Below are 25,929 nucleotides of genomic sequence, written 5' to 3' on the forward strand. Positions count from 1 at the left end.
ATTAAATAATTTTTTATTAATACATGTTATATTCCACCTATCTTTTATTTTATTGCGTAATATTTGATTATAATGTTAACTAATATTGGGGAAATATATGTATATTGTTAAACAATTATATATCAATGATAAGATATTAAACCCTTCTATATATAGAGATTATCCTTAGTCATCGTTCCCTTACCTAAAATTGATAAATTATCTATATAGAGAATCTGGAAAACTATTCATCATTATTACGTGAAATAATAAAGATATTTAGCCAGATCGGTTATAAGTTTAAAATCAGTACACTAGTTATCGTCTATAATTTACATTAATGTTTAGACCAATTAATGTTAATAATTTTTATAAGCTTCTCACTTACTAAACTTTTCTTAGACCACAAATGGCAAAGAAAGGAAAGAAGACACAAGGACAACAACAAGGCGGAGAAAAGAAACAATAAATTATTGGGGGTATATACTCGGTAATATTTTAAGTCAATATCTTTTTTAAACTTATCCTTTTTGATGAGTTGTAGAATACTGGAGATTTCTTAGATCATTTAGCTTATCTAATTAGTATAAATTCTAAATCTATCGATTGATTAAAAGTAAGTTTATGTTATTTCTGAAAGAAACTACAAAGAACCTTCTAGGCAGTAGAGCTAATTTTATATGAAAACGCCGAAGTTAGAATTATGGATATTGCAGTCTTATTAGCTTCACTAGGAATAAGCATTTTAGAATTGTCAGAAGCAGGTGCTGTAGCTGTAATATTTAATGGAATATACAAAAATGGAAAGCCGTATATTTACGGGCTGGCAGGAGTACTTACAGTTTTAATTCCAGTTTTTACCTTAGGAAGATACATAGTATTTCTTCCCTTAGAGTACGTGCTTATAGTAGCTGGAGTAATCCTATTCTATTTTGGATACAAATTGATAAGAAGTGCTAGAAGGTATTTCAAAGGGATAAAAATAGTACACAAAGAAGAAGGCGAAGAAACTTTAACTACAGTTTACGTAGTGGGCTTTACAGAGGCACTTGAAGCAGGTCTTGTAATACTAGCATTAATCCCACAATCTTATATTTCCGCATTGACTGGAACTTTGTTAGCTTCAATCCTAGTTATAGCATTATTATTCGTGTTAAAAGCACAGATAATGAAGATTAGAGTTCCTCAATTAAAGTATGTACTTTCAGCACTGCTATTCAGTCTAGGAACTTTATTCTTTGGAGAAGCTTTCTTTGATATTGACGAACTATATCTAGGATTATTCTTTGTAATATACCTAGGACTAAATTATGTGATAATAAAAATGTGAGAAGAACACACATTAATAAAAACAAATTGAACAAAAGAATAAATAAAAATTAATATCTTTTTATTATTTATCTACTTCTTTCTTCAACTTTCTGTTTTTCCTTTTCTACAGGTTTACCTAGTACAGAGTACGGGAATTGGCTGTATATTATTCCAGCTATCAATAATAGAATTACAGTTATTATTCCCACAGCAGCTACTTGTGATGCTGTTAACGGTGTAGTTGTTGCATTGCCTGTCACTACGATTGCTACAACGAATTCTAAGATTAAGCCTATTATGAATATTACCTTAAAGATTTTGTCCATTTCTTCTAATTCTTTCTCATTTACTGTCATTTTTATCACCTCTTCTTGTAAACATAATGTGCAGTTATTAGCATGGAAGCGAATACTGCAGCAGTGAATTCTAATCCACTTAATGACATTTGTAGGTCACCACTTAATATATGTCCGGATGCACAACCATTGGCCATTCTTGCACCAAATAGCATTAAGTACGCACCGCCGAATGATCCTAAGAATCTCTTTGCAGGGTTAGTTCCAAACCTTTCAGCCCAGCTAGGTGGTATTATATCTCTAAATGCAGTAAATCTCCTAGTTAAGAATACTGCACTGAAGAATGCACCCATTAATGTTCCAATGTCGCTATAAGGCTCCCAGCCAATTCCCTTGAACACTATTTGTGAATACTTGAAAGTTGGCATAAATAAGTGTCCAGCAATCCAAGAGTCAGTAGTAGATTCGCCGAATATTTGGTGTAAGAACATCTCTGCAACCACTGTTAACGCTACAATTCCTGCAACTGAAACCATGAACCACCTAGTTACGTTATCTTCAACAGCGTAATACTCATTTAACTTCTTTGCTAAGCTATTTTCACTATAAGGTAATCCGCCTTCAGTTAAGAATCTTGCAGTCTCCTGATGCATTTGAATTTCTTGTGGTGTTAGTCTTCTTTGTATATTTGCTCTGAAGCAGCTCCTAACTCCTCCTTTATACCTTGGTAAATAGTAAGCTAGTAAGAACATTCCTATTGCGTAGATTATTGAAATTCCGAATAAGTCCAGTGGCGTTAATCCACCCCAAGGTATTAAGTACTCTTTTCCTGAAGGATGAGTAGCTCCTATTATTAGGCTACCAAAGTTTCCTACTGTGGTTAACCATTGTCCTGCTGGGGTTTGATATAAAGCAGTCCAAGTGGCCGCACCTAATATTGCTCCAAATACCGCATATATTGCATCTCTTCTTCCTTCTCCCAAAGCCATCCATATTGAGCCAGGGAAGTATCCTGAAAGTGCTAATCCCGCTCCGAAGAATAAACCTCCTATAAGTACTCCTATTACATAAAACGGCTTAGGACTCCAATGAAAACCAACGCCTGCAGCATATAAACCGAAGAGTACTGGAGTTCCAATAGCAAATCCTAATGCAATACAAGCTACGAATAATCTATCTTCCCACTTTGCTAGTCTAATTAAAGTCTCAGGATTTGATATTCCCCATATTTCCGCTGCTGCACCAATTATGAAACCTATAACCAATCCAACCCACATTGGGGCTGTATAGGTTATCATTTTACTTTATCACCAAAGATAACTTTCTTTTCACAAGATTAAATAAACTTCTTATAAAAAATATGGGAAATTAACTTTAACAGAGTTAATACATTACAGAATATAAATTCTTTAAACTTTTTTTAAATATATCCGTTAAAAACTTATTACTTAGATATAGTCAGTAATTATATAATGATAAATTATAGTTCCACAGAAGCACGTAAAACGTTAAAAAGCTTTAAACTATTCCTTAAATTCAACTACTAGTATAACATCCTATGTATAGGTGTTGTGATAAAGAATTTCAAGACGAAAAGTCATTTGAAAAGCATATAAAGAGTACAAGACATCACTATTTAACGTCTTCTGAGTCTTTCAAGATATCTTTACCTAAGGATTACATATCGTCAATCATAGACAATAAAGAGGGCGCGATAAGGTTGCTAGGATTCTTACCTTATGAGGATAAGGTAATAATTCCTTTACGCTTATCTAGGAATGTGATCGGAGGAGTTTTAAAAAGGTCTTTAATAGCAAAGGCTGAAGGTCCTTATTATGATGCAGGATTAATAAATTACAAAATTGATGCAGGTAATATAAAATATAAAATAAGTTTTAGGCAAGCGAGATTAGGAGAAAGCTTAAGGCTAACTATTATTGTAACTTTTGAGGCTGAGCTAAACTTCTTAGGCTCTATCTTACCTGGTGCAGTAATAAAGAGCCTATCTTCCATTGTGATGCCGGATGATGTAATAGAGAACGTAAGAAAAGCATTGTTAATAGAAGAAAAAAGAAGTATTACACCTTAAGTTCTGCCAATTTTTGAGTATCGCCTTCCATTAACCACTCTATTCCTTTCTTATAGTCATCAAACTCTTTTCCTTCAAACCCGTAACTTGAAGCTAATTTCCACGGAGAAGTTATAGGTGAGAGAATTTCTGCATTAGTATTTCCCCAACCTTTAAGAGAATTGTATCCTTGATTGTTAATTACAAGAACTTTCATTATCCCTCCGTATTTTGTTGCAGACCACAAAGCTTGAAAACTGTAATTAAAGCTTCCATCTCCAACTATTGCCAAGGCTTTACCTCCAGCAGAGGAATAACCGAAAGACGCAGGGATTGCCCAACCAATAAATCCTGCTCTATTTGCAAAGAATAACCTTCTTTTATAACCAACTATTGATCTTATTATTTCCCTATAAGACGGTGCCTCATCAAATATGGCATAATTACCTAGACGAGGATACAGTAACTTCATTATTTCCTCCACTTTCTGATTTCTAGGCGGGGAAACTTTTACTGGACTAAATGCGTGAGGCTTTGCATATTTAATTGCAAGCTTTAGAAAGTCCCTAGGGTTACAAACTAAAGTCTTCCAGGGCCTTCTTGACGCCTCAATCCAATCGTAAGTTACTTCAATAACCTCTTTTCCTTTCAGTACTTCGTCGTCCGGAAATAGCACATTATTTACGCTACCTCCTATGATTAGTACAGCAGGAAAATCTTCAAGTACCTTATTTATTTCACTAGACCTTCTAGGTAAATCTCCTGCAAAAAGCCTATGTGGAGTCTCAAAAGGAGTTCTAGAAGCGAAAGGTTCAGCAAAAACTGGGGAGTTAATTTTCTCAGCGAATTCCCTCATTTCATCGTGAGCGTTGAATACATCTATTTCATATCCAGCTACTATTGCTATTTTATCAAAGGAGTTAATCTCATCCATTACCTCCTTTACTTCGTCTTCCCTACAACAAAGTTCTACCTTGTGCGTAAAATTTTTAGCAGTTATGTTAACTTCCTTGTCTTCTAAATCTTCAGGGATGGAAAGGAAAGTAGGCCCATAGGGAGGGGTCAAGGAAGTTTTTATTGCCCTTATAAGGAATTTAACGCCTTCGTCAGCATTTCTTGCTTCAAAGGACGCCTTAACTACTGGTTTAGATATCGTTGTTAAATCTCCGTAAAGTCTAGGTTCGTCTGAAAGGTGAGAAGAAGTCTGTTGACCTCCAATTATTACCATAGGTATTCTATCCATGTAAGCTGTGTAAAGGAATCCTAAGGCATTAGATAAGCCTGGAGCTGCGTGAAGGTTTACTACAGCTAACTTCTCACTGCCTAAATGATATCCTTCAGCCATCCCTACTGCAATTCCATCCTGCAGAGCTAAATAGTATTTAAAATCTGGAGGTATTTTCTTTATAAAAGATAATTCAGTTGTTCCAGGATTCCCGTATATTCTATCAGTAAATTCCCTGAGTATTTCAAAAATCTTGTCCCCAAGCATATAAAATAAGCTTGTAATGAAGTATAAAAACTATTTGATATGTTTTAACATTAATTGTTTTGTCAAATATTACAATCTATTTTTTTAAACATTTTATTTCTCCTAGACCTAGTCTGAAAGAAGTAAGAAGTCAGTTTCTGTATTTATTTAAAACATTCACGCTGTAGAAACTCTCTTTGGAATTAAAGGCATTAGTATAGCAGAGAATATTGCCAATCCTAGCATAACGTAAAACGACGAAAGTATAGTATATCTTAATCCCAGAAGTGCTGTTATTAACGCATTTCCGGCGGCACCTCCTACTGTAACTCCAATACCCCATATATAGGAATTTGCTACTGTATAGAAATTTTTAGGAAACGTTTGACTTACATAGCCTAACAATACTGGGAAAGAGCTGAACGCAGAAAACGTGAATATTGTGTAAAAAGAAAGGGATATTATCAAGTTTTCAGCAAATACTAAAAATCCTATAAAGGTGACTATTGTCAATAAGCTACTAACTATAAATGCGTATCTTCCACCTTTTCTTTCAGTAAGCCAACCGAATGCAGGTTGACCTAAAACAGAGCCTAAAAATCCTATAGTTAAGAATATTCCAGCCAACTCTTTAGAATGATATACATCATATACAAACTCTCCAACGAAAGTAGTTGTACCAGTAATGAACATACTTCTTATAAATACTATTGAACCTAATATGAGCAAGAACTTATAAAATACCTTTTCCAACTTTTCTTTACTCTTTCTAACGTCTATAGATTCTCTTTTATAGAACTTGAGACCAACGAATATTATCATTGCGGAAAGTACCATGTATGCAGAGACTGTAAGCAAACCGGTTATTTCCCCAAGGCCTAGTATAAGAAAAGTTACAATTGAAGGCATTAAAGATCTTCCTAAACTTCCTAAGGATCCATTAATTCCTAACGCTCTGCCAGCCTCCTTGCCAAAAGTCCTAGAAAGTATTGCACCACCTATTGGATGATAAAAAGCTTGTCCTATTCCTAATAGTGTCGAGCCTAATGCTATTAACGCTATGGACGGAAACATGAAGGAAATCCCAAAAAGCCCTATTGCCGCACCTTCCAAAAATATTCCTAAACTCATTAAGGCAGAATCAATGTTATGCTTATCTGCAAAGTCACCTATTAGAGGAGATAGAAGACCAGAAAGCAGAGTATAAATTATCGACATTGCTCCTAAGATTACTAGGCTTATCCTATCAACCGTAGAGTAGTATACTATAAGAAGGGGGAATATTAGAAAAGTTCCATCGTTATTAAAATGAGCTAAGGAGGTAATTATTAATATTCTTAATTCCCTCTCAACGTCCATGTTAGGTATATTTGATACCCAACTATTTAAAGCTAATTTAGAAAAATCCTATCCAGTATCATGTGAGGTAAAAATAATTATTAGCAAATTATATAGAAAAACTGATGCTGAGCGCGCTCTATACTGAACTGTGATGCAGTCCACCGGCACTGAGAGTTTACTAGTGTATCGATCATTTTCTTGATAAGTATACTCTACTATATTGGGAGATAAAAACTCCTATAAGAGCCAACGATGAGCCGAATATTTGGAAAATGTTGGGTATTTGGTCTAAAATTATGAAAGAAAATAGATAAGCAGACACTGGAACTAAAATGACTATACTAGATGCAGTTGTTGCCCCTAGGTCTTTAACACTTGAAAACCATAATATGAAGCCTAAAGCCTGAGCTATTATTGCAACTAAAATTCCCACACCTATTCCAAGGGCAGAAGGTTTAAAATAAAAATCAAAAGGAAGGATTGGTATTACAAACAGTGAAGAAAAGAGGGACATGAAGGCATTAAGCTTTACTATATCCCTATTTTTTAGGTTAGAGTAATATAAAGTTCCAACTGCCCAAAGTATTGCTGCAACTATTGCTATTAGAGATCCTAGGCTAAAATTAACGCTATCTACTGAAATAAATATACCAGCAAATGAAACTATTATTCCAACGAGTTGAGGGAATAATATTTCCTCGCCTCTTAACCTTGAGAATAATGCTACGAATATAGGTTGCATGTAAATTAGTACAGAGGCTAATGCAGGGTTAGTGGAATAGTTTATAGCTAGGTTTAGGAGTATGACAAAAATTCCCATGTTAAGTATTGCATTAATAGCCTCCTTTTTACCGTAAATTATTCCTTTCCCATAAGCTGTTAAAATTAGACCGCCTATAACAAATCTAATAAAAGTAAGGACAAAGGGAGACATAAAATAGAGGGCAATTTTTGATAAAGGGAATGAAATACCCCAAACTATTATTACTCCTAGTATTGTTAAATAACCCCTTATCACGTGTGATAATGCCTTAAAAAATATTTAAAATTAAGCGAGGAAGAGAATAAGCTTATAAAAAATTTTTAAAGTATAAAAAATATATTCAACCATGATAAAGAAAATATTATCAGGATTTATAGGAGGGCTTTTAGAGATAATCTTCTTTATAAACAATCTCAGCGTATTTTCAACGATATCCTATCACATTCTCAGGACTGATTCCGTTGTCTTGGGAATTGTACTACACTTAATTGCTGCAATTATTGTAGCATTAGTTGGAATATCGATAATAGAAGTAGCAAAAATAGGCTATGAAAACAAGAACTTCTTATCTGCATTAATTATGGGTATTTTATTTGGTTCTGCAGTGCTAAGTCTCTTTAGTCTTCCAGTTCACTTATTGGTTTTCCCAATAAAAATAACATTAACGTACGTGTTAGCTCATATTTTCTATGGTATAATAACTTACCTTGTATATTCGTTTGTTAAGTGATTATTCTTATTATTTTCTTGAACGACAACTCCTCTAAATGTGTAATTCTTAGTCCATAGTGAAACTATTAACGTAAGGATCATCATTGCAAGTCCGAAGAGAGCAATATAATTGAAAGCAGTAGAAGAAGGCATAAAACCTAAAACCAACGGTTGATTATCGTAAACCATTATGACAGGGACTTGATAAGCCTGCATAAATGACGTAGCAACTACTGGACCTGCAGCTCCACCTATGGTTCTTAGCAATGTATTCATTCCCATTCCTGTAGTTCTATATTGTTCCGGCAATGATAATGCTACCATATTTACTAAAGGTATTATGACTGCCACTAATCCTATTGATGATATAAATCCATCAATGAGAACTTCTGTTGGATTGGATCTATAATATACTAACATAATATAAGCTAATGACGATAGCAGACTACCTAGAATTAAGATAGGCTTAGGACCTATTTTTGGCAATGCTCTACCGAACATGGGGCCGAAAATTACCATTCCAAAGGCTACTGGAGACATTAATAATCCAGACTGAATTATTGATAATCCAAGTCCGTAAGGTGAAGGCAACTGAGAGTAATAAACTAGAAAGATGAAGACCGTGAACATTCCTACTCCAGAAATTATTCCTACTAAGTTAGCTACTGCAAAGTTTCTTATTTTAAATAAATCTAACCTTAACAAAGGTTCTTTTATCTTTCTTTCAACAGCTATAAAAATTCCATACGTTACTAGCCCAGAAATGAGCAAGGATAAGTTACATACTGAAGCCCATCCTAATGTAGGTCCCTCAGTAATGTAAACTAAAACTAGAACTGTAGCTAAGCCTATTAATGTTGAACCTAAGTAGTCAACTTTTTCCTTATATCTTATGCCGGTGTGTGGAAGGTACTTTATAGAAATGATGAAAAGGATTAAAGATAATATTGCCGCAGTATGAAAAGCGTAAGGCCAACCTAGATCTTCAACTACATAAGATCCAATTAGTAATCCAAGAGCTGGCCCGATTCCTATCATAGCACTTAACACTGCTTGTGCAAAAGCGACTTTTTCCTTAGGATATAAGTCTGTTATGTAAGCTATCGCTATTGGAAACATTGAGAAGCCGACGCCTTGAATAGCCCTAGCGCCTAATAAAACCCAAATATTTGGAGAAAAACCTGCTATAGCTACTGCAATTATGTAAAAACCTATTGCAGTAACGTACATCTTCTTTTTGCCGTAAGTATCTGCAAGTTTGCCCATTAACGGTGAAGTTGCGGCGGCAACTATCATATAGGCCGAAGTTACCCATCCTGCTAGCGTAGGAGAAATTGAAAAGTCCTGCTCTATCGTTGGCAAAGCAGGAATAACCATTGTTTCAACGTAGTTTACAACCAGTAACATTAAAGAAAGTATAAGTAGAGTCCTAGATTTAATGTCCATGAGGGAAATTGAGAACTTCATAGATATAAGATTTTCGATATATCTATATTATGTTGGTTTGATACCAAAATTTTTGGATAAAAACTTTTTACCTTAACTAGCTAGATGAGATTATGGCCTGGTACAATAAAGATGAAATAAAGAAATTCATAAGAAAAGACAATTCCATATTAGTAGTCTGGGACGTGCAAGAAGCTCTAGTAAATTCCATATTTAATAAAGAAGAATTTCTGCAGAAATTGAAAGAGATTATTTCTGCAGCCAGGCAATATAACGTTCCTATTGTTTACACAAAAATAACGCCGTTACCGGAAAGATTTCAACCACCTTACATGAGGAGATCATTTAACCCTGGAGACATTGTAAAGGACGTATATCCACAAGGCAGTGATGTAGTTCTAAACAAGAATACTACAAGCATATTCGTGGGCACTAATTTCGAGCTGATGTTGAGGAATGCTGGAATACAAACAATAGTATTCACTGGAATTGCAACTGATATAGGAGTAGAGACATCAGCAAGGCACGCACAAGCTTTAGGCTATTTGCCGGTTATAGCTAGAGAAGCAGTGTCGTCTTCTGACAAAGATGCACACGAAAGGTCTTTAGCAAATATGAGCAAATTAATGCCAGTTCTTGATAATAAAGAAATAATTGAAAGGTGGTCAAGCTAACGGTAAAGGAGAATAATCTTTATAACCATTAGTTAAATAAACTCCTTTTTTATTACAAGCCTCTGCTAATTCCTTAGTTACTGTCATTGCGTAAATTACTGGAATAATCTTTTTCTTTTCGATTTCTAGCTTGTAAGCCTTAAGTTTCTGTATCTTCTCTTCCAATTTCTTTCATGTACTTATTCCAGCTCTAGCTTTTACTTCCCCAACAATTACGTAACCTCCAAATTCGCCATAAATATCTATTTCCAACTTATGCAATAATTCAAGTCTGTACAGTTTAACGTCTACATTAAGCTTGGATTTAATAACGTATTCCATGTGTTCAATAGCTTCCTGCTCTAAAGAGCCAGTCAAATTTTCTAATGTGCGTAAAATTTGCTGATTCTGTTTTAATAATTTATTTATAGTTTTATCCCTCTTCTTATTTTCCCTCTCTATACTTTCCATGGTCACTTCGAATTTTTCGTCTATTTTCTTATTTTCCTCTTTCATCTCCTCAATTGCCTTATCAATTTTCTCCATTATTTGATTGAACTTTTTGTCATTTTCATCAAATTTTTCCCATACCAATTTCTGTTGATCTACAAGGTCTTGCATTGTTTTTGAAAGTTTTTCTACTTCTTTAGTCAGTTCATCTATTTTCTTAATTACTATCTTATCGGCTATAAGATCAGCTACTTTTCTCGCAAAATCTTCGTTACTTGCTAACGCTCTAGCAATTGCCTCTTCGCTCACCAAATTAATATTGAATTATAACTTTAAGAGCTTTCCTTCCTCAACCTCAACTCCTCTTATTCCGTAGTAAGTGAGGGTAGAAGAGAATACAGCATTCTCTGTTTTGTAAAACTTATAATACTCACTTCTATCTTTCCTCGTGTAATAATTCACGTAATAAAGCTCTGCAGAGCCGTCAGATCTAGATATTCTTAGTATAAAAACATTGAGAGCCGACTTAGTATACTCTTTCATTAAAAGATCTATCCCTTTTTCTATGCCGTTCTTTATTAGAAATTTTAAAGCGAGTTCACTATCTATTGTTGTTTGACCTTGGAAATTCAGATCATGGGCTAATTTTTCTTTATCGACAGAACCATTGTGGGCAAAGAAGTAAAAATAATTCTCATCGTCTCCATAAAAAGGATGAGCAAATCTAGCGGACACAGTAGATTTATCCGTTGCTTGTCTCGCGTGAAATATTGCGTAAAACTTACCTTCTATGGAAGGTAAAACTAAAGACTCAGTGAATATTGGATTTTTTGATTTATAAAAATAGATTCTTTCTCCGTCATAAATAACGTAACCCCAGCCATCGCCGTGAACGGGATTTAAACCATATTTAGAGGCAATAACGTCGTTTTTAGCAGACTCCTTCAACGCCTCATAAAGTTTAGTTAACTCTTCCTTAGAATCACCTACATAAGCAAACATTCTGCACATATAAAGAAAAAAGACTTTTACGGATAAAAGTTCTGTAGCTTTATTCTTCCATTTTCGTCGTAGACGTAAACTGAGCCTTCTTCCTCATCCAGGGTTCTCTTATGTGAACCATCGCAGAAAGGTTTATTTCTAGACAATCCACATGCACACACATAAAAACTTGTCCATTATCTGCCTTTATCATATAAGGTTTATTACGGTCGTGTTTTACTAACCTAGCCATTGCAAAGTAAGTGTAGAAAGTAAAGTATATATACAGTACGTGAATATAGATAAAGTTGGTTACTTTGAAGAAACTTGATACAATCTGCCCTATCGTTGAAACAATTAGAATAATTGGTAGCGAGCCTAAATTGCTGGTTTTAAGGTATTTATTAGATGGAGGGAAAGGATTTAACGAATTACAAAGATTAACCAAGTTAAGTTCAAAGACTTTATCTTCTACATTAAAAGATTTAGAAAATAACGATCTCATAAAGAGGATAATAATAAGTGATAGACCTTTTAGAGTAAGATATGAACTCACAGAAAAAGGCAAAGAATTGAAAGGAGTATTTGAAGAAATACAAAAATGGGGAAATAAATACCTTAAATGACCAACATAAATTAGATTTAAAAGGAAATTTAGTAACAGTATATTATGATTAATTACTATGAAGAACAATCGCTGATTATTTACCTTATCATCTATATCGGAGTTAGGAGGCTAATGCCAAGAAAGTTTAGGAAAGGCAGGATGTATTTTTGGCCAATAATATATGTGCTATTGTTAATTTTCTTCTCTGCACAGATCAACGATCCTCTTATTTTATTATCGTTGCTACCCTTAGGCATTGCGGGATACTTTCTGGGATATAGACTACTTAGAAAACAATGAGATAAAATTCTTCTTCAAAAACAGTACTCTTTATTATAAATGGCCTTATAGCATAACGCTAACGTGGACTTTGCTTTATATTATAAGAGTATCTTTAGAATTTTTTGCATTAAATAGTCTTACCATAACAATAATCGACCTTCTCCTTGCATTCAACACCGGGATATTAATCTCAGCAAGTATAGTTACAGAGAAGGGGGTTAAGGGGGCGGAAAGCCTCGCCAGATGGATAGCCCCGTGTTTAAATATTTCTTTTTCTTAAACTTCATTAATGGCTAGGAGGGGAAATAAAGCGATCAGAGCAACTGTTTCTATGAAGATCGCTCTATCTGATTCCCTCCTAGCCCTTGTTAATAACTACGTTAAAGCACTCCGTTTCACCCTATTTTGGTTAAAGGAAAATGTTCCAAACCCTAATGAGAAGGGAGTACTTTCGAAAGTCCACGAGGAGTTATACACGAGGTTAAGGGAGGAGTATAATCTACCGTCTAAAGTTGCTGAGGATTGTTATAGGGATGCCCTTTCAATATACAAGGGTTGGTATAATAATCCTAAAAAGGGTAGGTTTCCAAGAGTGTACAAACCCACTGTTTGGCTAACACCAAAGGCAAGTTATAGCGTGAACTTCGAGAGAATGACTGTTAGGATTGCAAGTGTTGGAGAACTTCAAATTCTGGGTTATTCTAGAAACCTCAAGGAGTACTTAAGCTGGAAAATGAAGGAGTCTAGGTTAGTGATCAAGGACGGTAAGGCTTTCCTTAAAGTAGTTTTTGAGAAACAGTTGGAGAAGGTTAAGCCAAAGGAGAGTGTTGCCGTTGATATAAACATGGCTGACATAGTAGTTGGGAAGGACGACAGAAACTACGTTAGGATTCCGACTCGTCTCGAAGAGGTTCATCACTGGAAGTCGTTAGCCGAAAACCTGCAAAAGAAATACCCAAGGAGGTGGAGGGAGAATAAGAGGATCTTGTATAGAGTCCGTTCTTTCCATCAAAAGGCTAAGAGGGTCATGGAGGATTTTGCTAGGAAAGTTGGGAAGTGGGTTGTTGAAATTGCTAGAGATTTTGGTGCTAATGTTGTTAAATTGGAGAGTCTTAAGAACCTCATCAAGAATATTGATAGACTGCCGGGAGAGTTTAGGGATAAACTCTACTTGATGCAGTATCGTCGTTTGCAGTATTGGATTGTTTGGCAGGCTAAGAAGCGTGGGATGATTGTTGAGTTTGTTAATCCTAGTTATTCTTCAATCTCATGCCCAAAATGTGGTAGAAGGATGGTTGAGGTTTCCCATCGTTGGTTTAGGTGTTCATGCGGTTATGAGAATGATAGGGATGTAATTGCTGTAGTTAATCTTAATGGGAGGGGGTCTCTGAGCCTCTCGACTGCCCCTCAAATGAGGGATGTAAGAGCGAATCGATGAGGGGAACCCTCGCTGGCGGGGAGGAAGTCAGCTTGAGAGAAGCTAAGAAATTCGCTCTCTCTTGAATTATAGGAGAATAAAATCTTCTCTTTATAAAGATTTAGTCTCATTGTATACCTAAGATAGATTACTCTTATATTCTACTATTAATAGTTACTAATTAATGGAAGAAGTTAAGGTAACTAGAAACTATCAAATTACAATACCCTACAATGTGAGAGAAAAACTGGGTATAAAGATAGGTGATAAGCTAGTGGTTTACGTTGAAGGAGATAAGATAATTATACGGAAAAAGGCTGGAAATATAGCTTCGCTTAATCTTACGTTAGGTAAAAAAATAACTGATAAGGAAATTAATGAAGCCATAAATGAGGCTGGAGAAAAAATTGGAAGCGGTAGTTGATACTAATTTTATAATAGCAGTAATGTTTAAAGATCACGTTAATCACGATGAAGCAATAAAAGAATGGGAAAAATTAGATAAGGTTTACTTACCTCTTATTTCCATTACCGAGATAGCTTATTTCCTGATTAAACATAACATAGATCTAAACGTTTTAAATGAAATTCTAAGCGATCCTAAAATAGAGATAATCGAGAATAGCGTTGAAGACATTTCTTACGCTCTGGGTAAAAAGGACGAGATAAAAAGTTATGATGATTTTAACGATTTCTTAATTTTATCAGTAGCTATAAGGCAAAATTTGCCATTACTTACGTTTGATAAAAAATTGAAGATAAAGATGAGAAAATAAGTGTTTTACTCATGGCGGAATTAGATTAAAAGCAAAGATAAGTTACGCCACGGGTAAACGCGTAGTCTAGTTAGAGGAGTTCGACTAGCGTGAGTAAGCTTATTTACTAAACTTTACTTAAGTAAAGCTATGAATCAGATCTCTCCAAAAGGTTTTTCACAAAAATTGGTAAAAGAAATAAAAATGAATGATGGATGGAAATATTCGTTATTAGAAATAAAAGTCAACGAGTCTCATTATGCCCACATTATAGGCAATAATGAGTTTGCAACTGGAGTTAGCGTTGATGAAAAAGGTAACGTAATAAGAATATACGCTAATAGGATAAAAATCCTGAATGAGACTGAAGACACTAAAGAAGAGGAAATTGAGCAGACTATAGTAGAATTAAAAAGCAAGAAAATTATTCACATGAGGTCAAAGCTTAGCTTAAATAAAAAAGAACAAGGATTTGGCAGAATAAAATCAATGGAAATAATCAATCAGGAGGAATACGAGCTTTGAAGAGCGAGAAAATCTTGGAATATTGCAAAACTCCAAAGTCGTTCACGGAACTAAAGGAGCTAACTGGCTTAAGCGATGCAGGACTTTACAAGGCACTAAATAAATTCCTTGAAGAAGGATTGATAAGAAAAACGGAAGAAGGGAAGTACGTTACCACCGATAAAGGAGAAAAAGCCTATAATAATCAATTAAAGAGCTTAATGGAAGAAGGCATTTGGATAGAATACTATGGTATAGGCGAAGATAAAATTAGAGAGATCCTAAAGATCTTAAAAAGCGTTAAAGGCGAGTTTTACCTTAAAGCTTCCAGCTCATCGGATGAGAGCTTATTAGAACAGCTTATAATTCTCCAAGAGTTAAATAGAAACGAGTAAACTAAATATACTTGGTAAACCAAGTATTAAATATGGCAGTAGTGATTAAAGTATCAGAAGACGTGAAGGAGAGACTAGTAAAACTCGCTGGAGAATTACAAGCTAAGACCGGGAAGAGAGTTACGCTGAACGACGTTATTAAATACCTATTAGATACTCATGAAGAGATAAACTCTGAAGGAATAGACAAGGAATTAGAAGACTTGCAAATAAAAATGGATAAGAACTCATCCATGAAAGTTGATGAGGTAGTGTATGGTAAGCAGTAATGATTTTTCTTGATACTTCATTTCTTATTGCTTATTTGAATAAGCTGGACAATAATCACGAGAAAGCGTGCAAGATAATTAAGGGAATTAATAATTACGGTACTGCAGTTATAAGCGATTATATTTTAGACGAGTTAGCAACTTTTCTAACATATCACGTAAGTAAAGAATTTGCAATAAAGGTAATAACTAAGCTAGTTCAGCTCTACATGAGAAAGAAGTTGGACATAAAGATAGTTGATAAGAAGGTTTTTGCATTAGCTTATCTCTATTTTGAGAAATTAAACGACAGAGGAAAATTGAGCTTTACTGATGCTAGCACTATAGCTATCCTTGATTATTTTAAAATTCCTTACCTTGCCTCATTTGACGGAGATTTTGATGGGCTATCTACTTTCATAATTAACAAGCAGAGTATAATTAACGTTACAAAGATAGTATAGTGCATAGTAAATTTTGAGGTTTCGAATTTATTCAATAATGTTAATAAATGTACGTCTTCTTCTCTCTAGAGTATTCGAAATTACGAGTTAAATCTTGCAATAGACGAGAATAAATGGATTACACTCCATTTATAGCTTATTAAATAATTAGTCTCCTTTTAACCTAGATCAACTATATAATATTCGATTAATCTCTTCTTCTCTGTCATTTATACTTTATCCAATAGAAGTAAAGCTTATGAGTCTTTTCACGCTAAAAAGGTAAAGTGAAATGTTGACCGTTAAGTTCAATCGTTTTTTCTTCTCTCCTTATTTTGTCGAGTTAACCGGAAGTTAACTAAACCCTGTATTATGAAGTCTATACGTAGAGAATGAGAAAAGCCTAAAATTCAGAGGAAATATAGGTTTATACAATCTCCTCATGAGTTGAAAGTAATACGAGCCTAAGGTATTCCCAGAGCATAATTGTTCTTAAATATAGCTTCAGATGAGTAAAGCTTGCTAGGAATATAAACACTAGGAAGAGTAAAATCTACAATTTTATTACTTATAACACAAAACATAGTTTGTGATCCCTCAAAAGTACAGAGAATACGCTAAGGCCTACTATAGCGTTAAAGATAACGAGAGAGCCAAGAAAGCTTTAGAAATAAAGGATTATCCTGAATGCTTCTTTCACGCTCAACAATAAGTAGAAAAGAGCGTTAAACCAATGCTAGAGGTTAAGTTAATATATAGGAAAGAACACGACGTTATTGCTGATGCATCTAACAATCTTCAGGAGTTGGGAGAAGATTTGGATAAAGTACTTAATGCCCTCGATTATTTATCTAGCGCGTGGAATATATCTAGATATCCTTTCTTTAATGGCCAAGACGTAAAAACTCCTGAAGAGATTATAACTGAAGAAATGTGCAGAGAAGGAATAAGATATTCAGACGAGGTGTTAAAGATTGCTGAATCTTTCCTTAGAAAATATAGAATTATTTAGGATAGCAACGCGAAAGTTAATCAGAGATGACGTATTGGCTATAATATTTTTCGGCAGTAGAGTCATAGGAAAATATAGAAAGGATTCAGACGTGGATGTCCTAGTTATTATTAAAAAAGGATGGAATAGGGATTTCTCAAAGGAGAGACTATCCTTCCTCAAAGAGACGGGAATCAGACTAGATACTACAGTATTTGATGAGGAACAATTTGAAGAAAACTTAACACTAGGAACTCTAATGATGGGCGTAAGTATAGCATATTGCGTGACTTATGATAAAATTCATGCATACGAAAAGATAAATGCTTTTGCTGAGGAGGTAAGAAAATATAATGCAGTCCTCGAACTACCTTATGGGAAATTCATAGTAGGAAAAACTATCAGAAAGCGTTTCGGTGATCTATGATAAAGAGGAATACGAAAGATGGATTGTTTAAGCTAAGCAAACGTTAGAAAGTGCTAGAGCAGACCTTAATTCTGGATTTTACAAAAAATGGGTGTTAAGGGGACGGAAAGCCTCGCCCTTCCAGGGCTGGGAGTAAGTCGGAATTGGGCTTGTTTTAAGTCACAGCAAGTAGCAGAGTTAGCAGTTAAAGCTTATCTTTACGGTATAGGACAACCTAAAGCAGGAAATTCAATTTCATATTTGCTTTCCTTGTTAAAGGATCCACAAGAAATAATAGATAAGGCAAAGTATCTTGACAGGCTTTATATTCCAACCAGATATCCAGATGCATGGTCTTCAAGCTCTCCAAGTTTTTATTACACAAAAAATGAGGCTGAAGACGCAATTAAATATGCTGAAGATATTATAAAATTCATAGAAGAGGAATGGAAGAAGATATTATTAAAAGGAGAATAAAGGAAAGAGAAAGAGTAATAAATAAAGCCAGGAGTTTTGCAAATTCTCTCAAAGATTCTTTCTCTGTATTTCTCATCGGTTCTTACGCAAGGGGGGCTTTAACGCCTGGAGCGACGTTGATGTTTTAATAATTGGTGACTTTAAGGAGGAAAATCCTATAAAAAGGCTAGAAAAGATAGACTTTCCACCAGGTTTTGAAGTCATTCCTTTAACTGAGGAGGAATTTAAGAAGGCTTTGGAAAAACAATCCCATTATATGGGACGTCAAGAGCGTAGGTTTAAGGGATGATTTGAATTTATGCAGTAAATATAACCTAAGGTGTTCAGAAGGAAAGAATAATGGGTAAAATTAAAGGTACTATTAAAGTCAGAACTACTCCATTTATCATTGCTCCTACTCCGTATTCATAACCTAAAACGTCCACGTAAAATCCCAAAGTAGTGTCCATAGAAGTAGCCCCTCCAACTGCTACTGCCCCCAAAGGAGTAGACCTAATTCTAAGGAAAATAGGTAATAGCGAGAAAGTGAATTGTTCTCTTAAGAAGTTAACTAGGAACGCTATTACGCCATAAATAGGTCCATAATACTTTGCAACTATAGGCCCAGTATAAGAATACCACCCTGAACCCAAAGATATTGCCAACGCTAAATTGAAAGGTCTTATGGAGAGAAATAAAAATAGTATTACTGACGAAATTATTCCCCCTATTATTGCTATAATTACAGAGAATATGGCAAACCTACTTATTCTCTTCATTAATTCCTTCTTCAACTCCTTACCAATGCTTATGCCTATTATGACTGCAAGGACATATAATTCCCAATCTATTATCTCGTCAAATACGCTGTCACTTATTATAAGAGAATAGAACCTAGTTATGAGACCTACTAAGAAACCTATTATTAATGGCAATAAGTACTTAAGTTGAGTTTTTATATCAACCCCTTTTATCTTTCCCTCCTCAGTTCTTTCATTTATAAATGACCCCAAGAAGTAAGTAATCGTGACTATTACCAAAGAAGATATGAAGGAAACTAAAATGATACTCCCAACGTATTCTGCAGAAATTAGATTACCTCCCCAGAAGGAAATTGTGAAAATTAGGATTAGGACTATACCATCAGAGAAAATCTGAGGAATATTAATTTTACGTCCAAGTATGAGGGAAACTACGTAAAGTGAGATAAAAGTAAGAGTGAAGAACATGCAAAAACTACCTCAATTACCTTTTAAAAAGTTTATCTAGTAGGGTTGATATTGTACATTTACTGGGATTAAAATTGTTCTTCCGGAATTATCTTGTACAATGAGGCTTACAATATAGTTGGAGTAAGGAATTAAACCTTGCACACTACCGAAATTGACTATAATTGAGTTATTACCTACGCTCAATTTATTTGGCGTAATGGAAGTACTGCTTATTGAAGTTCCTTCAATTCTTGCGCTTATTATAGTCCCTTCAACCTGAGAATATACATTTAGATATGCGTACCCGTTGCCTTTTATTACTCCCAGCATTTGACTAAAGGTCTGAACATAAGGAATTCCTTTAGAGAGAATATCATTTATAGAAGTGTAAATTAGGATAAAGGCTATGAACTCAAGAATTCCTCCTACGCTAATCAGTATATCTATTATTCCACTTATTATTATTAATATACCCGCAGTTTCAATTGTAGAACTATTAAGTCCTTTACCTAAATTGTAAAATCCTAAGCCTAGCATAATTCCGCCTATGAGTTCTAAGATTGCCGCTATTACTATGATAAATATACCTACTATTACTATTACTGTGGCAACTCCAACTATTAGAATTCCTAAGGAAATAAGAATTAGTGTTGCGCCAGTACTTCCTATACTTACATCAAGTCCCGTATTCTTAAGTAAATTAAATCCAGACCTAAGTTTTATTATGCCTACAATGCTCAGGATTGCTCCTATAATTACTATAATAACTGCTGCTGCAAGTATTCCTATTAGCGAGGAATTAAGTTGTAAATTGCTAATACTAGTAGTTGTAGTAGGCGATGATATAATAAACCCGTAATAGGTGAAAAGTAACAGAAGCAGTATTATTGCACCAATAAATGATATTATATTTGCTAAGATCTCGTATAAAGACCCTTTTTTTAACTCTTTTAAACCGTCGGCGTAAGGATTAATCATACTAATTCTAGTTTTTGCTTCAGTTGTATTAATATATTTTGCAAATAAGTACTATAGTTTCTATTGTTTTCTAGGACCTTAAACTCACTAGATCTAGAATCAGATTGAAACTAAGTTTAGTGCTATTTCGCTATAAAGCATCTAGTTTCCAAAACCTATTTTAACTATAAAGCTAGTATTCTAACTGTGGATTATGGAGCCCTAGGGCTTTCCTTACTTCTATCTTTAGTGCTTGCGTTCATCTTAACAAGGCTTAAACTCTCTCCCATTATAGCTTACCTCATTGGAGGAATTCTCGCTTCAACTTATTTGGGTGTAAATTTCAATTCTCCAGAGTTCTCCCTTATCACCTCATTAGCGCTGAACCTCTTAGCATTTGAAATAGGTACAGGCTTTGATTTAACTAAAGCAAGAGAGTTATTTACTAGAGCGATTTTCGTTGCCCTAGCAGAGCTAACGCTTATTCTTATTATTTCTTATTATACTGGGCTCTATATCCTTCATTTAGGTTCAGTAGGCTCAACATTTCTAGTCCTAGCTTCAATAGATACTAGTACATCAATTATTTACAAGCTTACAGAAGGCAAAACGATAAGAGATAAGGATTTACTAATAGCTGTAGCCTCAATAGAAGATATTGAAGTATTCTTTATTTACTCTGTAATTGTAGCATTAGGTGGTAATTTCTCCTTTATAAAAATAACTACTGTAATTATTGAAGTCGTAGTAGCGTCCATGATACTTTACGTATTTGCCAGGTTTCTCTTCCAGAGAGTTTTATTTTCTCCAAGTAAAGTAGAAGACGAAAGCATAATTATTCTCTTACCTATAGCACTAGTTTTTATCTTCTCTTATATTTCGTCTATCACTGGAGTTCCAACGACTTTAACAATGATATTAGCAGGAATAGCTTTTTCCTCCGTTAGCGGTAGCGAAAAAGTGATAAAAACCATTGCACCAGTGAGAGAATTCGCATTAATTTTCTTCTTTCTAGCAGTGGGAGGGCTCTTGAAAATTAATGAAAGTTTGATAGGATTCTTCGTGGTCTCTCTCCTTATAATCAGTATAAAATATTTCTCCTTCAGTACAGCCTCTTGGTTAACCGGAACTAACTTTGTTCAATCTTATACAAACGGAATTTACATGATTCCCTTGAGTGAATTTGGAATTATAGTTACACTCGACGCATTAGAGGAAGGAGTTAACGTTTATACTGTCTATCTTATTTCCATTACAGTAGTTATAGCCTCTAGCATAATCGCTACGGTTCTGGTACCGAGAATTCAAAAAATATCAACATTTATTAGTGAAATATATTCTAGATCAAGAATTTTACCTCAGTTAGATTCAGCTATAATTTGGTTTAACAGAACAGTTATAAGGCAAATAACTCCGTTTAGCAAATCTGAAATAACTAGGGCTTCTCTTAGATTAATAGTTCTCATACTTCTGCCTTTTGCAATATTTCCTCTCTTTCATAGGCTTTCTAGTTTTATTCCTTCAGACTTAGGCTTTCTATTCTACACGATCTTTGTAGTAGAGTCCGTCATTGCTTCGTTATTACTTTATAATTTTTCATTATCATCTATGAGGATATATTATATCATAGTGGGTGAAATATTTATAAGAATACAGAAAGTTAAAAGCAGGTCTTTTAAGGAATTTTGGAGAGGAATTTTAGATTTTGCAGGAATTGGAAGTATATTCTTCCTTATTTTATCCTCATTATTTTATCTATTTTTAGAAATGTCGTCACTACTAGCTTACGATCCGCCACTTATAAGCTTCCCGATACAACTCGTCTCGTTAGTTATTATCGTTATCTATATTAGCAGGAGAGATTTTAAGAAAATATCAAAATTTTCAATGTATTCTAGGAGAAAGCCCAGTTATAAAAAAGTTATTAAGATAACAAGTATTGCAATACAAAGGTACAAAAAAGAGAGTGACAATAATAAAGAAAAAGAGAAAATATTGGGCATAATCCATATAAGGGTAAAGTAATTGACCGAAAAATTTGACATTTTATCAAAATATCATGGTAATAATTCCCTAGTCTGTTTTCCTGGAACTTTTAGAAAAGAATATAGCCCAAAATTTAGAGTTTCCTATTATCGTAGTAGATTTACTGGTATATCAATCAGTAAACTCTATAGGAGAACGCAAAGTTAAATTGGCGTTTAATATTATAATAACTAATTCAACTACAAGTAAAGTTTAACAGTGTTAATTTCACTTTGTAATTAATTGAACGTTATTGTCTCTATATTTTATAGTGATATATTTAGATTATAAAAACCTTTTAAAAATATATAGTTAAAGTTTAAATATACTGTTAAAAAATTGAGCATATGGAGTACATAAGACTCGAAGGAATTATAGGACTAATCATAGTAATAGGAATACTATTGGCAATAGTCGCTATGGGTTATCATTTTTCTTCAACCATACAAACTGGGCCAAGTAAGTTCAAAGTAATAAGTGCAGAGCTATTATGCGTATGCAAGAATTATATTATTAAGGCTACGATAGAAGCTTCTGGTATTCCTGGAAATTGCCACGATAACTTGTATGAGGTCATACTTAATGGTACAACATATTATGCCTTTTATAAAGAAAGTAACGATGGCCAGGTTGTTTGGTACCATAATGGGACTCATACTTACGAAATATAATTATCAACTTCGAATACTACATATTCTCCGCCAGCAAACTTGCCAAAAAGCACCTACGAGGCTACTTTTATTTCTCAACAAGGTAAATGTACTATTACCATAAGCTTTGGAGTTGCACCTAAACCACAGTTGAAAAATGTTCAAGCTGAAATACTTAATGTTAGTGGACTTTACGTTTTAACGACCGAAGTTAACGCAAGTATACCGGTTGGATATATCTACTTCTATGAAGCAATACTAAACGGTACTACTTATTACATATTTTACCATCCTAAGGGCTATACATTATGTCCAGTTTACTATATCGATAAGTCTGGAGTTTACAACGTTTCTTTATACATTTATCCAAAGAACTTCACTGCACCAACCAACGTAACTCCTAACAGTTTTGAAATAAAGCCTGGTACTTATGAAGTGACATTTGTAACCAGCATAGGTAATTACACTACAACTGCGGAAACAGTAACAACAACTTCTACTCCTCAATTCTCTGTAGAAAATACTGCAAAAGAAGGTGTAGTAAATGGATTAACGCAACTTAACTTCACGATAACTGCTACTACTCCTCTAGGAGGTCATATTTGTGTTTATGAGATTTGCATTAACGGTCATAATTATACTGTTTACTATAAGCCTAAAGTCTCTACTTCAGCGATAGGAGTATACGTTGAACAAGGTACTGGGACTTATTGCTTTTACATAAACGGAACAATATCTGCAGGGACTTACACTATAAGGTTCTATTACTGCTATGAAGGAGTTCACTACGTGTATTCTGAGGAAATAAATATAATAAGCTAAGAGATTTCTCTTTATTCTCCTAAATATATTTTTAATTGTATAAAAGTCACCATAATTGATATTATAAACGCAGACAAAACTTGATCAATAGTATGGGCTTTAATTTTAACTCTTGCTATACCTACAATTATCGAAAACAAGTAAAAGAAAATGAACTTTATTCCCAGAATCATTATTAATGCTGTTGAAATTGCCGTGATTGTTGCTACGTGTATGCTTATTTTATACTTGAGCGAGATGGATAATATTACTAATGTATTGACAATGTAAGCTATGCTGAGGTAAAAGAAGATAGGTGAGAAATTGAAATAATATAAGAATACACTACCTATTATATAACCTAGTAGCACTAGAACGATTACTCTTCCTCTTTCTTCCCTCCTGCTTATAAATAAATCGGAAATCTTTCCTAGTTTCCGCATAACTAGTGTTATCAAGAAAGGTAGAATTGAAAAGAAGAAAATTATATCTATAAAATCCAGTAGATTTCTACATCTTGCTAGAAATATAATGAGAAAGCCTAGGAATGTTGATATTGAAGGATGAAATATAATGGAAATTATTCTTTCCATCATATTAGCCCGCTGGTTAATATAATAAAACCTACTGTGTAAAGTAAGCCTACTGCCACATTCTTCATTATCCTCTTAGGAAATTTTACTGAAATTATACTGAAAGCAATTAAACTCCATATAAAGCCTAGAATACCGCCTATTAAAGCCCAGGTATAATCTCCGGTCATTATCCAAGAACTTACAGTAAATATGTCGACTTCTATCCCTTCAGCAGTTATTCCTAGTGCAGCAGTTAAAAATGCTCCTCTAGGTTCTGGATAATCTCTGAAAAAGAACAGCGTAGCCATTCCTATTAAGAGAAAACCTAAGGACATCCTTATTATGTACTCACTAGTATCCGTAATTAACACGGGGAGAAAAATGTAAGTTAAATAAATGAGAGAAAGTACTAAGAGCACTCCAGCTAAGGTTCCTAAATTCCCCATCTTCCTATTATTTGAAGATGCAATATAAGAAAAAAGAGACATTTCAAAGCCTTCAAAACTGCAAGGTAGGAAAGAAGCTAAAAAAGCTACCTCGTCCATTTTTACCTCCTTAGCACATTCTTATATCTCTTTAACGCTAGCACAGAAGATATTAGGAAACCTATTAGAGACGAGTAGACGAAATAGTCAGTAACAAAGCTATATATACTATTGGTTGAATAAACGTAACCTGAAATTCCAAGACTCACTAGCAGGGAAAGCAAAGCGTAGAGCGTAAGATTTCTTTTCTTAAATGATGCGAAAAATAATGCAAAGCCTATTAAATCCAACGGTAGGAGGATTTGAATTGCTGGTTCTGGATAAACCGACGCATAGCCAGGCAGAGGATGAACTACAGCAATGTAACCGTAATACACAGGATATTGTAAAGGTATAGGATAAGTCCAGTTATTTGGGCAAAGTATTATGGGGGGTCTATCTCTCGAGAAATTGAAGGCACATAATAGCCCTTGAACGTCACTATTTTCTACGCATTTTGTTAACCAGGGTAAATGCCAATTATAATCAATAAATCCTAACAAGGTATATCCGCTCAGTGTATAATTATCTATCCACGCCTCTTTTACATAGGGCGAAATAATCAAAAGAGGAATCCTTTGGCCAAGTCCATAGTGGTTTATTGCTGGAGGAACTATTTGGTCAAAATATCCTCCGCCTTCATCAAATGTTATGAAAATGACGGTAGAGTTCCACTCCGGGCTTCTCATTACCTCATTAATTATCTGAGAAATTTCTACAGCCCCAACAGTTACGTTATAAGGAGGATGCATATCGTATCTATCGTCATATCCGTTGATTAGCATAACCCAACTAACTGCAGGTAATGAATTATTTTGCAAATATTCTTGAAATGCGGTAAGAAAGCGTCCTCTATGTTTTCGAACTTTGTTGCACCCTCAATAAGTTTCTGCGAATAACCTAAGGATATAATTAACTTATCATACGCTATTTCTCCTGCAGTAGTTATTACTACTTTCTTCCTAAAATCAATTGACTTAACAGTAGCTTTGAGAACTTTAGGATATGGAATTTTTGCAATGCCAGGATCGCCAGTTTTTTACCACGTCAATGAGCTTGTGAGTTAATACGAAGTAATCTTTATTATCTATCATTATAGAATCGTGAGTTTTTAATGCAGATAATCCTGCAAATCCTCCACCTAAAATCACAATCTTCATATGTTTATATTACATTTGAAGTTTTTAAGTTGATATTCTCAAATATATATCT

General features: G+C 34.3%; 31 protein-coding genes and 3 pseudogenes. 19 read left to right on the forward strand and 15 right to left on the reverse strand.

What is annotated here, in order from left to right; translation table 11 throughout:
- Positions 1 to 682 precede the first annotated feature (682 nt).
- A complete protein-coding gene (locus tag D1866_RS02530; RefSeq protein ID WP_152941237.1) occupies positions 683 to 1,309 on the forward strand; it encodes a hypothetical protein in 627 nt (208 codons plus the stop codon).
- Positions 1,310 to 1,376: 67 nt separating this feature from the next.
- Here D1866_RS02530 and D1866_RS02535 read toward each other — a convergent pair whose 3' ends face one another.
- On the reverse strand, positions 1,377 to 1,646 hold the full coding sequence (locus tag D1866_RS02535) for a hypothetical protein (RefSeq protein ID WP_231136358.1): 270 nt from the start codon (positions 1,644 to 1,646) through the stop codon (positions 1,377 to 1,379).
- 5 nt (positions 1,647 to 1,651) lie between these two features.
- The gene (locus tag D1866_RS02540; RefSeq protein ID WP_152941239.1) at positions 1,652 to 2,884 is read right to left on the reverse strand and encodes a YeeE/YedE thiosulfate transporter family protein; all 1,233 of its coding nucleotides are present in this window, start codon (positions 2,882 to 2,884) and stop codon (positions 1,652 to 1,654) included.
- A 260-nt stretch (positions 2,885 to 3,144) separates the two neighbouring features.
- Between D1866_RS02540 and D1866_RS02545 the strand changes: the two genes are divergently transcribed.
- A complete protein-coding gene (locus tag D1866_RS02545; RefSeq protein WP_152941242.1) occupies positions 3,145 to 3,675 on the forward strand; it encodes a C2H2-type zinc finger protein in 531 nt (176 codons plus the stop codon).
- On the opposite strand, the gene D1866_RS02550 is transcribed toward D1866_RS02545, so the two are convergent.
- The 3 genes from D1866_RS02550 to D1866_RS02560 all read right to left on the reverse strand — a co-directional run bounded on the left by D1866_RS02550 (position 3,665) and on the right by D1866_RS02560 (position 7,484).
- Entirely contained in the window at positions 3,665 to 5,146 is a 1,482-nt protein-coding gene (locus D1866_RS02550) for a thiamine pyrophosphate-binding protein (RefSeq protein WP_152941244.1), read from the reverse strand. The two genes, D1866_RS02545 and D1866_RS02550, sit on opposite strands and share 11 nt — an antisense overlap.
- Before the next feature lie 156 nt (positions 5,147 to 5,302).
- Positions 5,303 to 6,484 carry an MFS transporter gene (locus tag D1866_RS02555; protein ID WP_152941246.1) on the reverse strand — a complete coding sequence of 394 codons (1,182 nt, stop codon included), beginning with the start codon at positions 6,482 to 6,484 and terminating at the stop codon, positions 5,303 to 5,305.
- A 172-nt stretch (positions 6,485 to 6,656) separates the two neighbouring features.
- Complete coding sequence (locus D1866_RS02560) at positions 6,657 to 7,484, reverse strand: DMT family transporter (protein WP_155861022.1); 828 nt, start codon at positions 7,482 to 7,484, stop codon at positions 6,657 to 6,659.
- Positions 7,485 to 7,575: 91 nt separating this feature from the next.
- Between D1866_RS02560 and D1866_RS02565 the strand changes: the two genes are divergently transcribed.
- Positions 7,576 to 7,959, forward strand: a complete 384-nt coding sequence (locus tag D1866_RS02565) for a hypothetical protein (RefSeq protein ID WP_152941248.1) — start codon at positions 7,576 to 7,578, stop codon at positions 7,957 to 7,959.
- Here D1866_RS02565 and D1866_RS02570 read toward each other — a convergent pair.
- Complete coding sequence (locus D1866_RS02570) at positions 7,932 to 9,386, reverse strand: MFS transporter (RefSeq protein WP_152941250.1); 1,455 nt, start codon at positions 9,384 to 9,386, stop codon at positions 7,932 to 7,934. The two genes, D1866_RS02565 and D1866_RS02570, sit on opposite strands and share 28 nt — an antisense overlap.
- Before the next feature lie 113 nt (positions 9,387 to 9,499).
- On the opposite strand from D1866_RS02570, the gene D1866_RS02575 reads away from it, so the two are divergent.
- Entirely contained in the window at positions 9,500 to 10,060 is a 561-nt protein-coding gene (locus tag D1866_RS02575; protein ID WP_152941252.1) for a cysteine hydrolase family protein, read from the forward strand.
- Here D1866_RS02575 and D1866_RS13880 read toward each other — a convergent pair.
- The 3 genes and pseudogenes from D1866_RS13880 to D1866_RS13210 all read right to left on the reverse strand — a co-directional run bounded on the left by D1866_RS13880 (position 10,052) and on the right by D1866_RS13210 (position 11,637).
- Positions 10,052 to 10,660: pseudogene (locus D1866_RS13880) on the reverse strand (DUF8196 domain-containing protein). The gene D1866_RS02575 and the pseudogene D1866_RS13880 sit on opposite strands and share 9 nt — an antisense overlap.
- A gap of 153 nt (positions 10,661 to 10,813) precedes the next feature.
- Entirely contained in the window at positions 10,814 to 11,500 is a 687-nt protein-coding gene (locus D1866_RS02590; protein ID WP_152941260.1) for a class II glutamine amidotransferase, read from the reverse strand.
- Between the two features lie 17 nt (positions 11,501 to 11,517).
- Positions 11,518 to 11,637, reverse strand: a complete 120-nt coding sequence (locus tag D1866_RS13210; RefSeq protein ID WP_231136359.1) for a CDGSH iron-sulfur domain-containing protein — start codon at positions 11,635 to 11,637, stop codon at positions 11,518 to 11,520.
- Positions 11,638 to 11,772: 135 nt separating this feature from the next.
- On the opposite strand from D1866_RS13210, the gene D1866_RS02600 reads away from it, so the two are divergent.
- From D1866_RS02600 to D1866_RS02655, 12 genes and pseudogenes are all read left to right on the forward strand, one after another.
- Positions 11,773 to 12,096 (forward strand): winged helix-turn-helix transcriptional regulator, encoded by a 324-nt coding sequence (locus D1866_RS02600; RefSeq protein ID WP_155861023.1) that lies wholly within the window; start codon positions 11,773 to 11,775, stop codon positions 12,094 to 12,096.
- Between the two features lie 44 nt (positions 12,097 to 12,140).
- Complete coding sequence (locus D1866_RS02605) at positions 12,141 to 12,377, forward strand: hypothetical protein (RefSeq protein WP_152941264.1); 237 nt, start codon at positions 12,141 to 12,143, stop codon at positions 12,375 to 12,377.
- A 271-nt stretch (positions 12,378 to 12,648) separates the two neighbouring features.
- Positions 12,649 to 13,797: an RNA-guided endonuclease TnpB family protein gene (locus tag D1866_RS02610; protein ID WP_152941266.1), complete on the forward strand. Its 1,149-nt coding sequence runs from the start codon at positions 12,649 to 12,651 to the stop codon at positions 13,795 to 13,797.
- Between the two features lie 163 nt (positions 13,798 to 13,960).
- On the forward strand, positions 13,961 to 14,200 hold the full coding sequence (locus tag D1866_RS02615; RefSeq protein WP_152941269.1) for an AbrB/MazE/SpoVT family DNA-binding domain-containing protein: 240 nt from the start codon (positions 13,961 to 13,963) through the stop codon (positions 14,198 to 14,200).
- Positions 14,184 to 14,552, forward strand: coding sequence for a PIN domain-containing protein (locus D1866_RS02620; RefSeq protein ID WP_013776319.1), 369 nt, complete (start codon positions 14,184 to 14,186; stop codon positions 14,550 to 14,552). The genes D1866_RS02615 and D1866_RS02620 overlap by 17 nt, the downstream gene beginning before the upstream one ends.
- 129 nt (positions 14,553 to 14,681) lie before the next feature.
- The gene (locus D1866_RS02625) at positions 14,682 to 15,056 is read left to right on the forward strand and encodes a hypothetical protein (protein WP_152941271.1); all 375 of its coding nucleotides are present in this window, start codon (positions 14,682 to 14,684) and stop codon (positions 15,054 to 15,056) included.
- The gene (locus D1866_RS02630; RefSeq protein WP_152941273.1) at positions 15,053 to 15,430 is read left to right on the forward strand and encodes a helix-turn-helix domain-containing protein; all 378 of its coding nucleotides are present in this window, start codon (positions 15,053 to 15,055) and stop codon (positions 15,428 to 15,430) included. The genes D1866_RS02625 and D1866_RS02630 overlap by 4 nt, the downstream gene beginning before the upstream one ends.
- 11 nt (positions 15,431 to 15,441) lie before the next feature.
- Complete coding sequence (locus D1866_RS02635; protein ID WP_231136360.1) at positions 15,442 to 15,699, forward strand: hypothetical protein; 258 nt, start codon at positions 15,442 to 15,444, stop codon at positions 15,697 to 15,699.
- On the forward strand, positions 15,699 to 16,142 hold the full coding sequence (locus D1866_RS02640) for a type II toxin-antitoxin system VapC family toxin (RefSeq protein ID WP_152941275.1): 444 nt from the start codon (positions 15,699 to 15,701) through the stop codon (positions 16,140 to 16,142). The genes D1866_RS02635 and D1866_RS02640 overlap by 1 nt, the downstream gene beginning before the upstream one ends.
- A gap of 568 nt (positions 16,143 to 16,710) precedes the next feature.
- Positions 16,711 to 17,133 (forward strand): annotated as a pseudogene (locus tag D1866_RS02645) (HEPN domain-containing protein).
- Positions 17,096 to 17,539 carry a nucleotidyltransferase domain-containing protein gene (locus D1866_RS02650; RefSeq protein ID WP_152941277.1) on the forward strand — a complete coding sequence of 148 codons (444 nt, stop codon included), beginning with the start codon at positions 17,096 to 17,098 and terminating at the stop codon, positions 17,537 to 17,539. Before D1866_RS02645 ends, D1866_RS02650 begins: the two are co-directional and overlap by 38 nt.
- 87 nt (positions 17,540 to 17,626) lie before the next feature.
- Positions 17,627 to 17,995: a HEPN domain-containing protein gene (locus D1866_RS02655; protein ID WP_152941279.1), complete on the forward strand. Its 369-nt coding sequence runs from the start codon at positions 17,627 to 17,629 to the stop codon at positions 17,993 to 17,995.
- A gap of 323 nt (positions 17,996 to 18,318) precedes the next feature.
- Here D1866_RS02655 and D1866_RS02660 read toward each other — a convergent pair whose 3' ends face one another.
- Together D1866_RS02660 and D1866_RS02665 are read right to left on the reverse strand one after the other, a co-directional pair.
- Entirely contained in the window at positions 18,319 to 19,203 is an 885-nt protein-coding gene (locus tag D1866_RS02660) for a LysO family transporter (RefSeq protein ID WP_152941281.1), read from the reverse strand.
- Between the two features lie 36 nt (positions 19,204 to 19,239).
- Positions 19,240 to 20,163 carry a DUF973 family protein gene (locus D1866_RS02665; RefSeq protein ID WP_152941283.1) on the reverse strand — a complete coding sequence of 308 codons (924 nt, stop codon included), beginning with the start codon at positions 20,161 to 20,163 and terminating at the stop codon, positions 19,240 to 19,242.
- 186 nt (positions 20,164 to 20,349) lie between these two features.
- Between D1866_RS02665 and D1866_RS02670 the strand changes: the two genes are divergently transcribed.
- The 3 genes from D1866_RS02670 (at position 20,350) to D1866_RS02680 (ending at position 23,639) form a co-directional block, all read left to right on the forward strand.
- On the forward strand, positions 20,350 to 22,167 hold the full coding sequence (locus D1866_RS02670; RefSeq protein ID WP_155861025.1) for a cation:proton antiporter: 1,818 nt from the start codon (positions 20,350 to 20,352) through the stop codon (positions 22,165 to 22,167).
- Positions 22,168 to 22,514: 347 nt separating this feature from the next.
- Complete coding sequence (locus D1866_RS02675; protein WP_152941285.1) at positions 22,515 to 22,838, forward strand: hypothetical protein; 324 nt, start codon at positions 22,515 to 22,517, stop codon at positions 22,836 to 22,838.
- Between the two features lie 39 nt (positions 22,839 to 22,877).
- Entirely contained in the window at positions 22,878 to 23,639 is a 762-nt protein-coding gene (locus D1866_RS02680) for a hypothetical protein (protein WP_152941287.1), read from the forward strand.
- An 11-nt stretch (positions 23,640 to 23,650) separates the two neighbouring features.
- Here the strand turns inward: D1866_RS02680 and D1866_RS02685 are convergent, their stop codons facing one another.
- The 4 genes and pseudogenes from D1866_RS02685 to D1866_RS13215 form a co-directional block, all read right to left on the reverse strand.
- Complete coding sequence (locus D1866_RS02685) at positions 23,651 to 24,214, reverse strand: hypothetical protein (protein ID WP_196773467.1); 564 nt, start codon at positions 24,212 to 24,214, stop codon at positions 23,651 to 23,653.
- The gene (locus D1866_RS02690; RefSeq protein ID WP_152941291.1) at positions 24,211 to 24,738 is read right to left on the reverse strand and encodes a hypothetical protein; all 528 of its coding nucleotides are present in this window, start codon (positions 24,736 to 24,738) and stop codon (positions 24,211 to 24,213) included. The genes D1866_RS02685 and D1866_RS02690 overlap by 4 nt, the downstream gene beginning before the upstream one ends.
- 2 nt (positions 24,739 to 24,740) lie before the next feature.
- Positions 24,741 to 25,556: pseudogene (locus tag D1866_RS02695) on the reverse strand (alkaline phosphatase family protein); the annotation flags it as partial.
- A 159-nt stretch (positions 25,557 to 25,715) separates the two neighbouring features.
- Positions 25,716 to 25,877: a hypothetical protein gene (locus D1866_RS13215; RefSeq protein WP_231136362.1), complete on the reverse strand. Its 162-nt coding sequence runs from the start codon at positions 25,875 to 25,877 to the stop codon at positions 25,716 to 25,718.
- Positions 25,878 to 25,929 lie beyond the last annotated feature (52 nt).

It is taken from the genome of Acidianus ambivalens, assembly GCF_009729015.1.
GTDB classification, from domain to species: domain Archaea; phylum Thermoproteota; class Thermoprotei_A; order Sulfolobales; family Sulfolobaceae; genus Acidianus; species Acidianus ambivalens.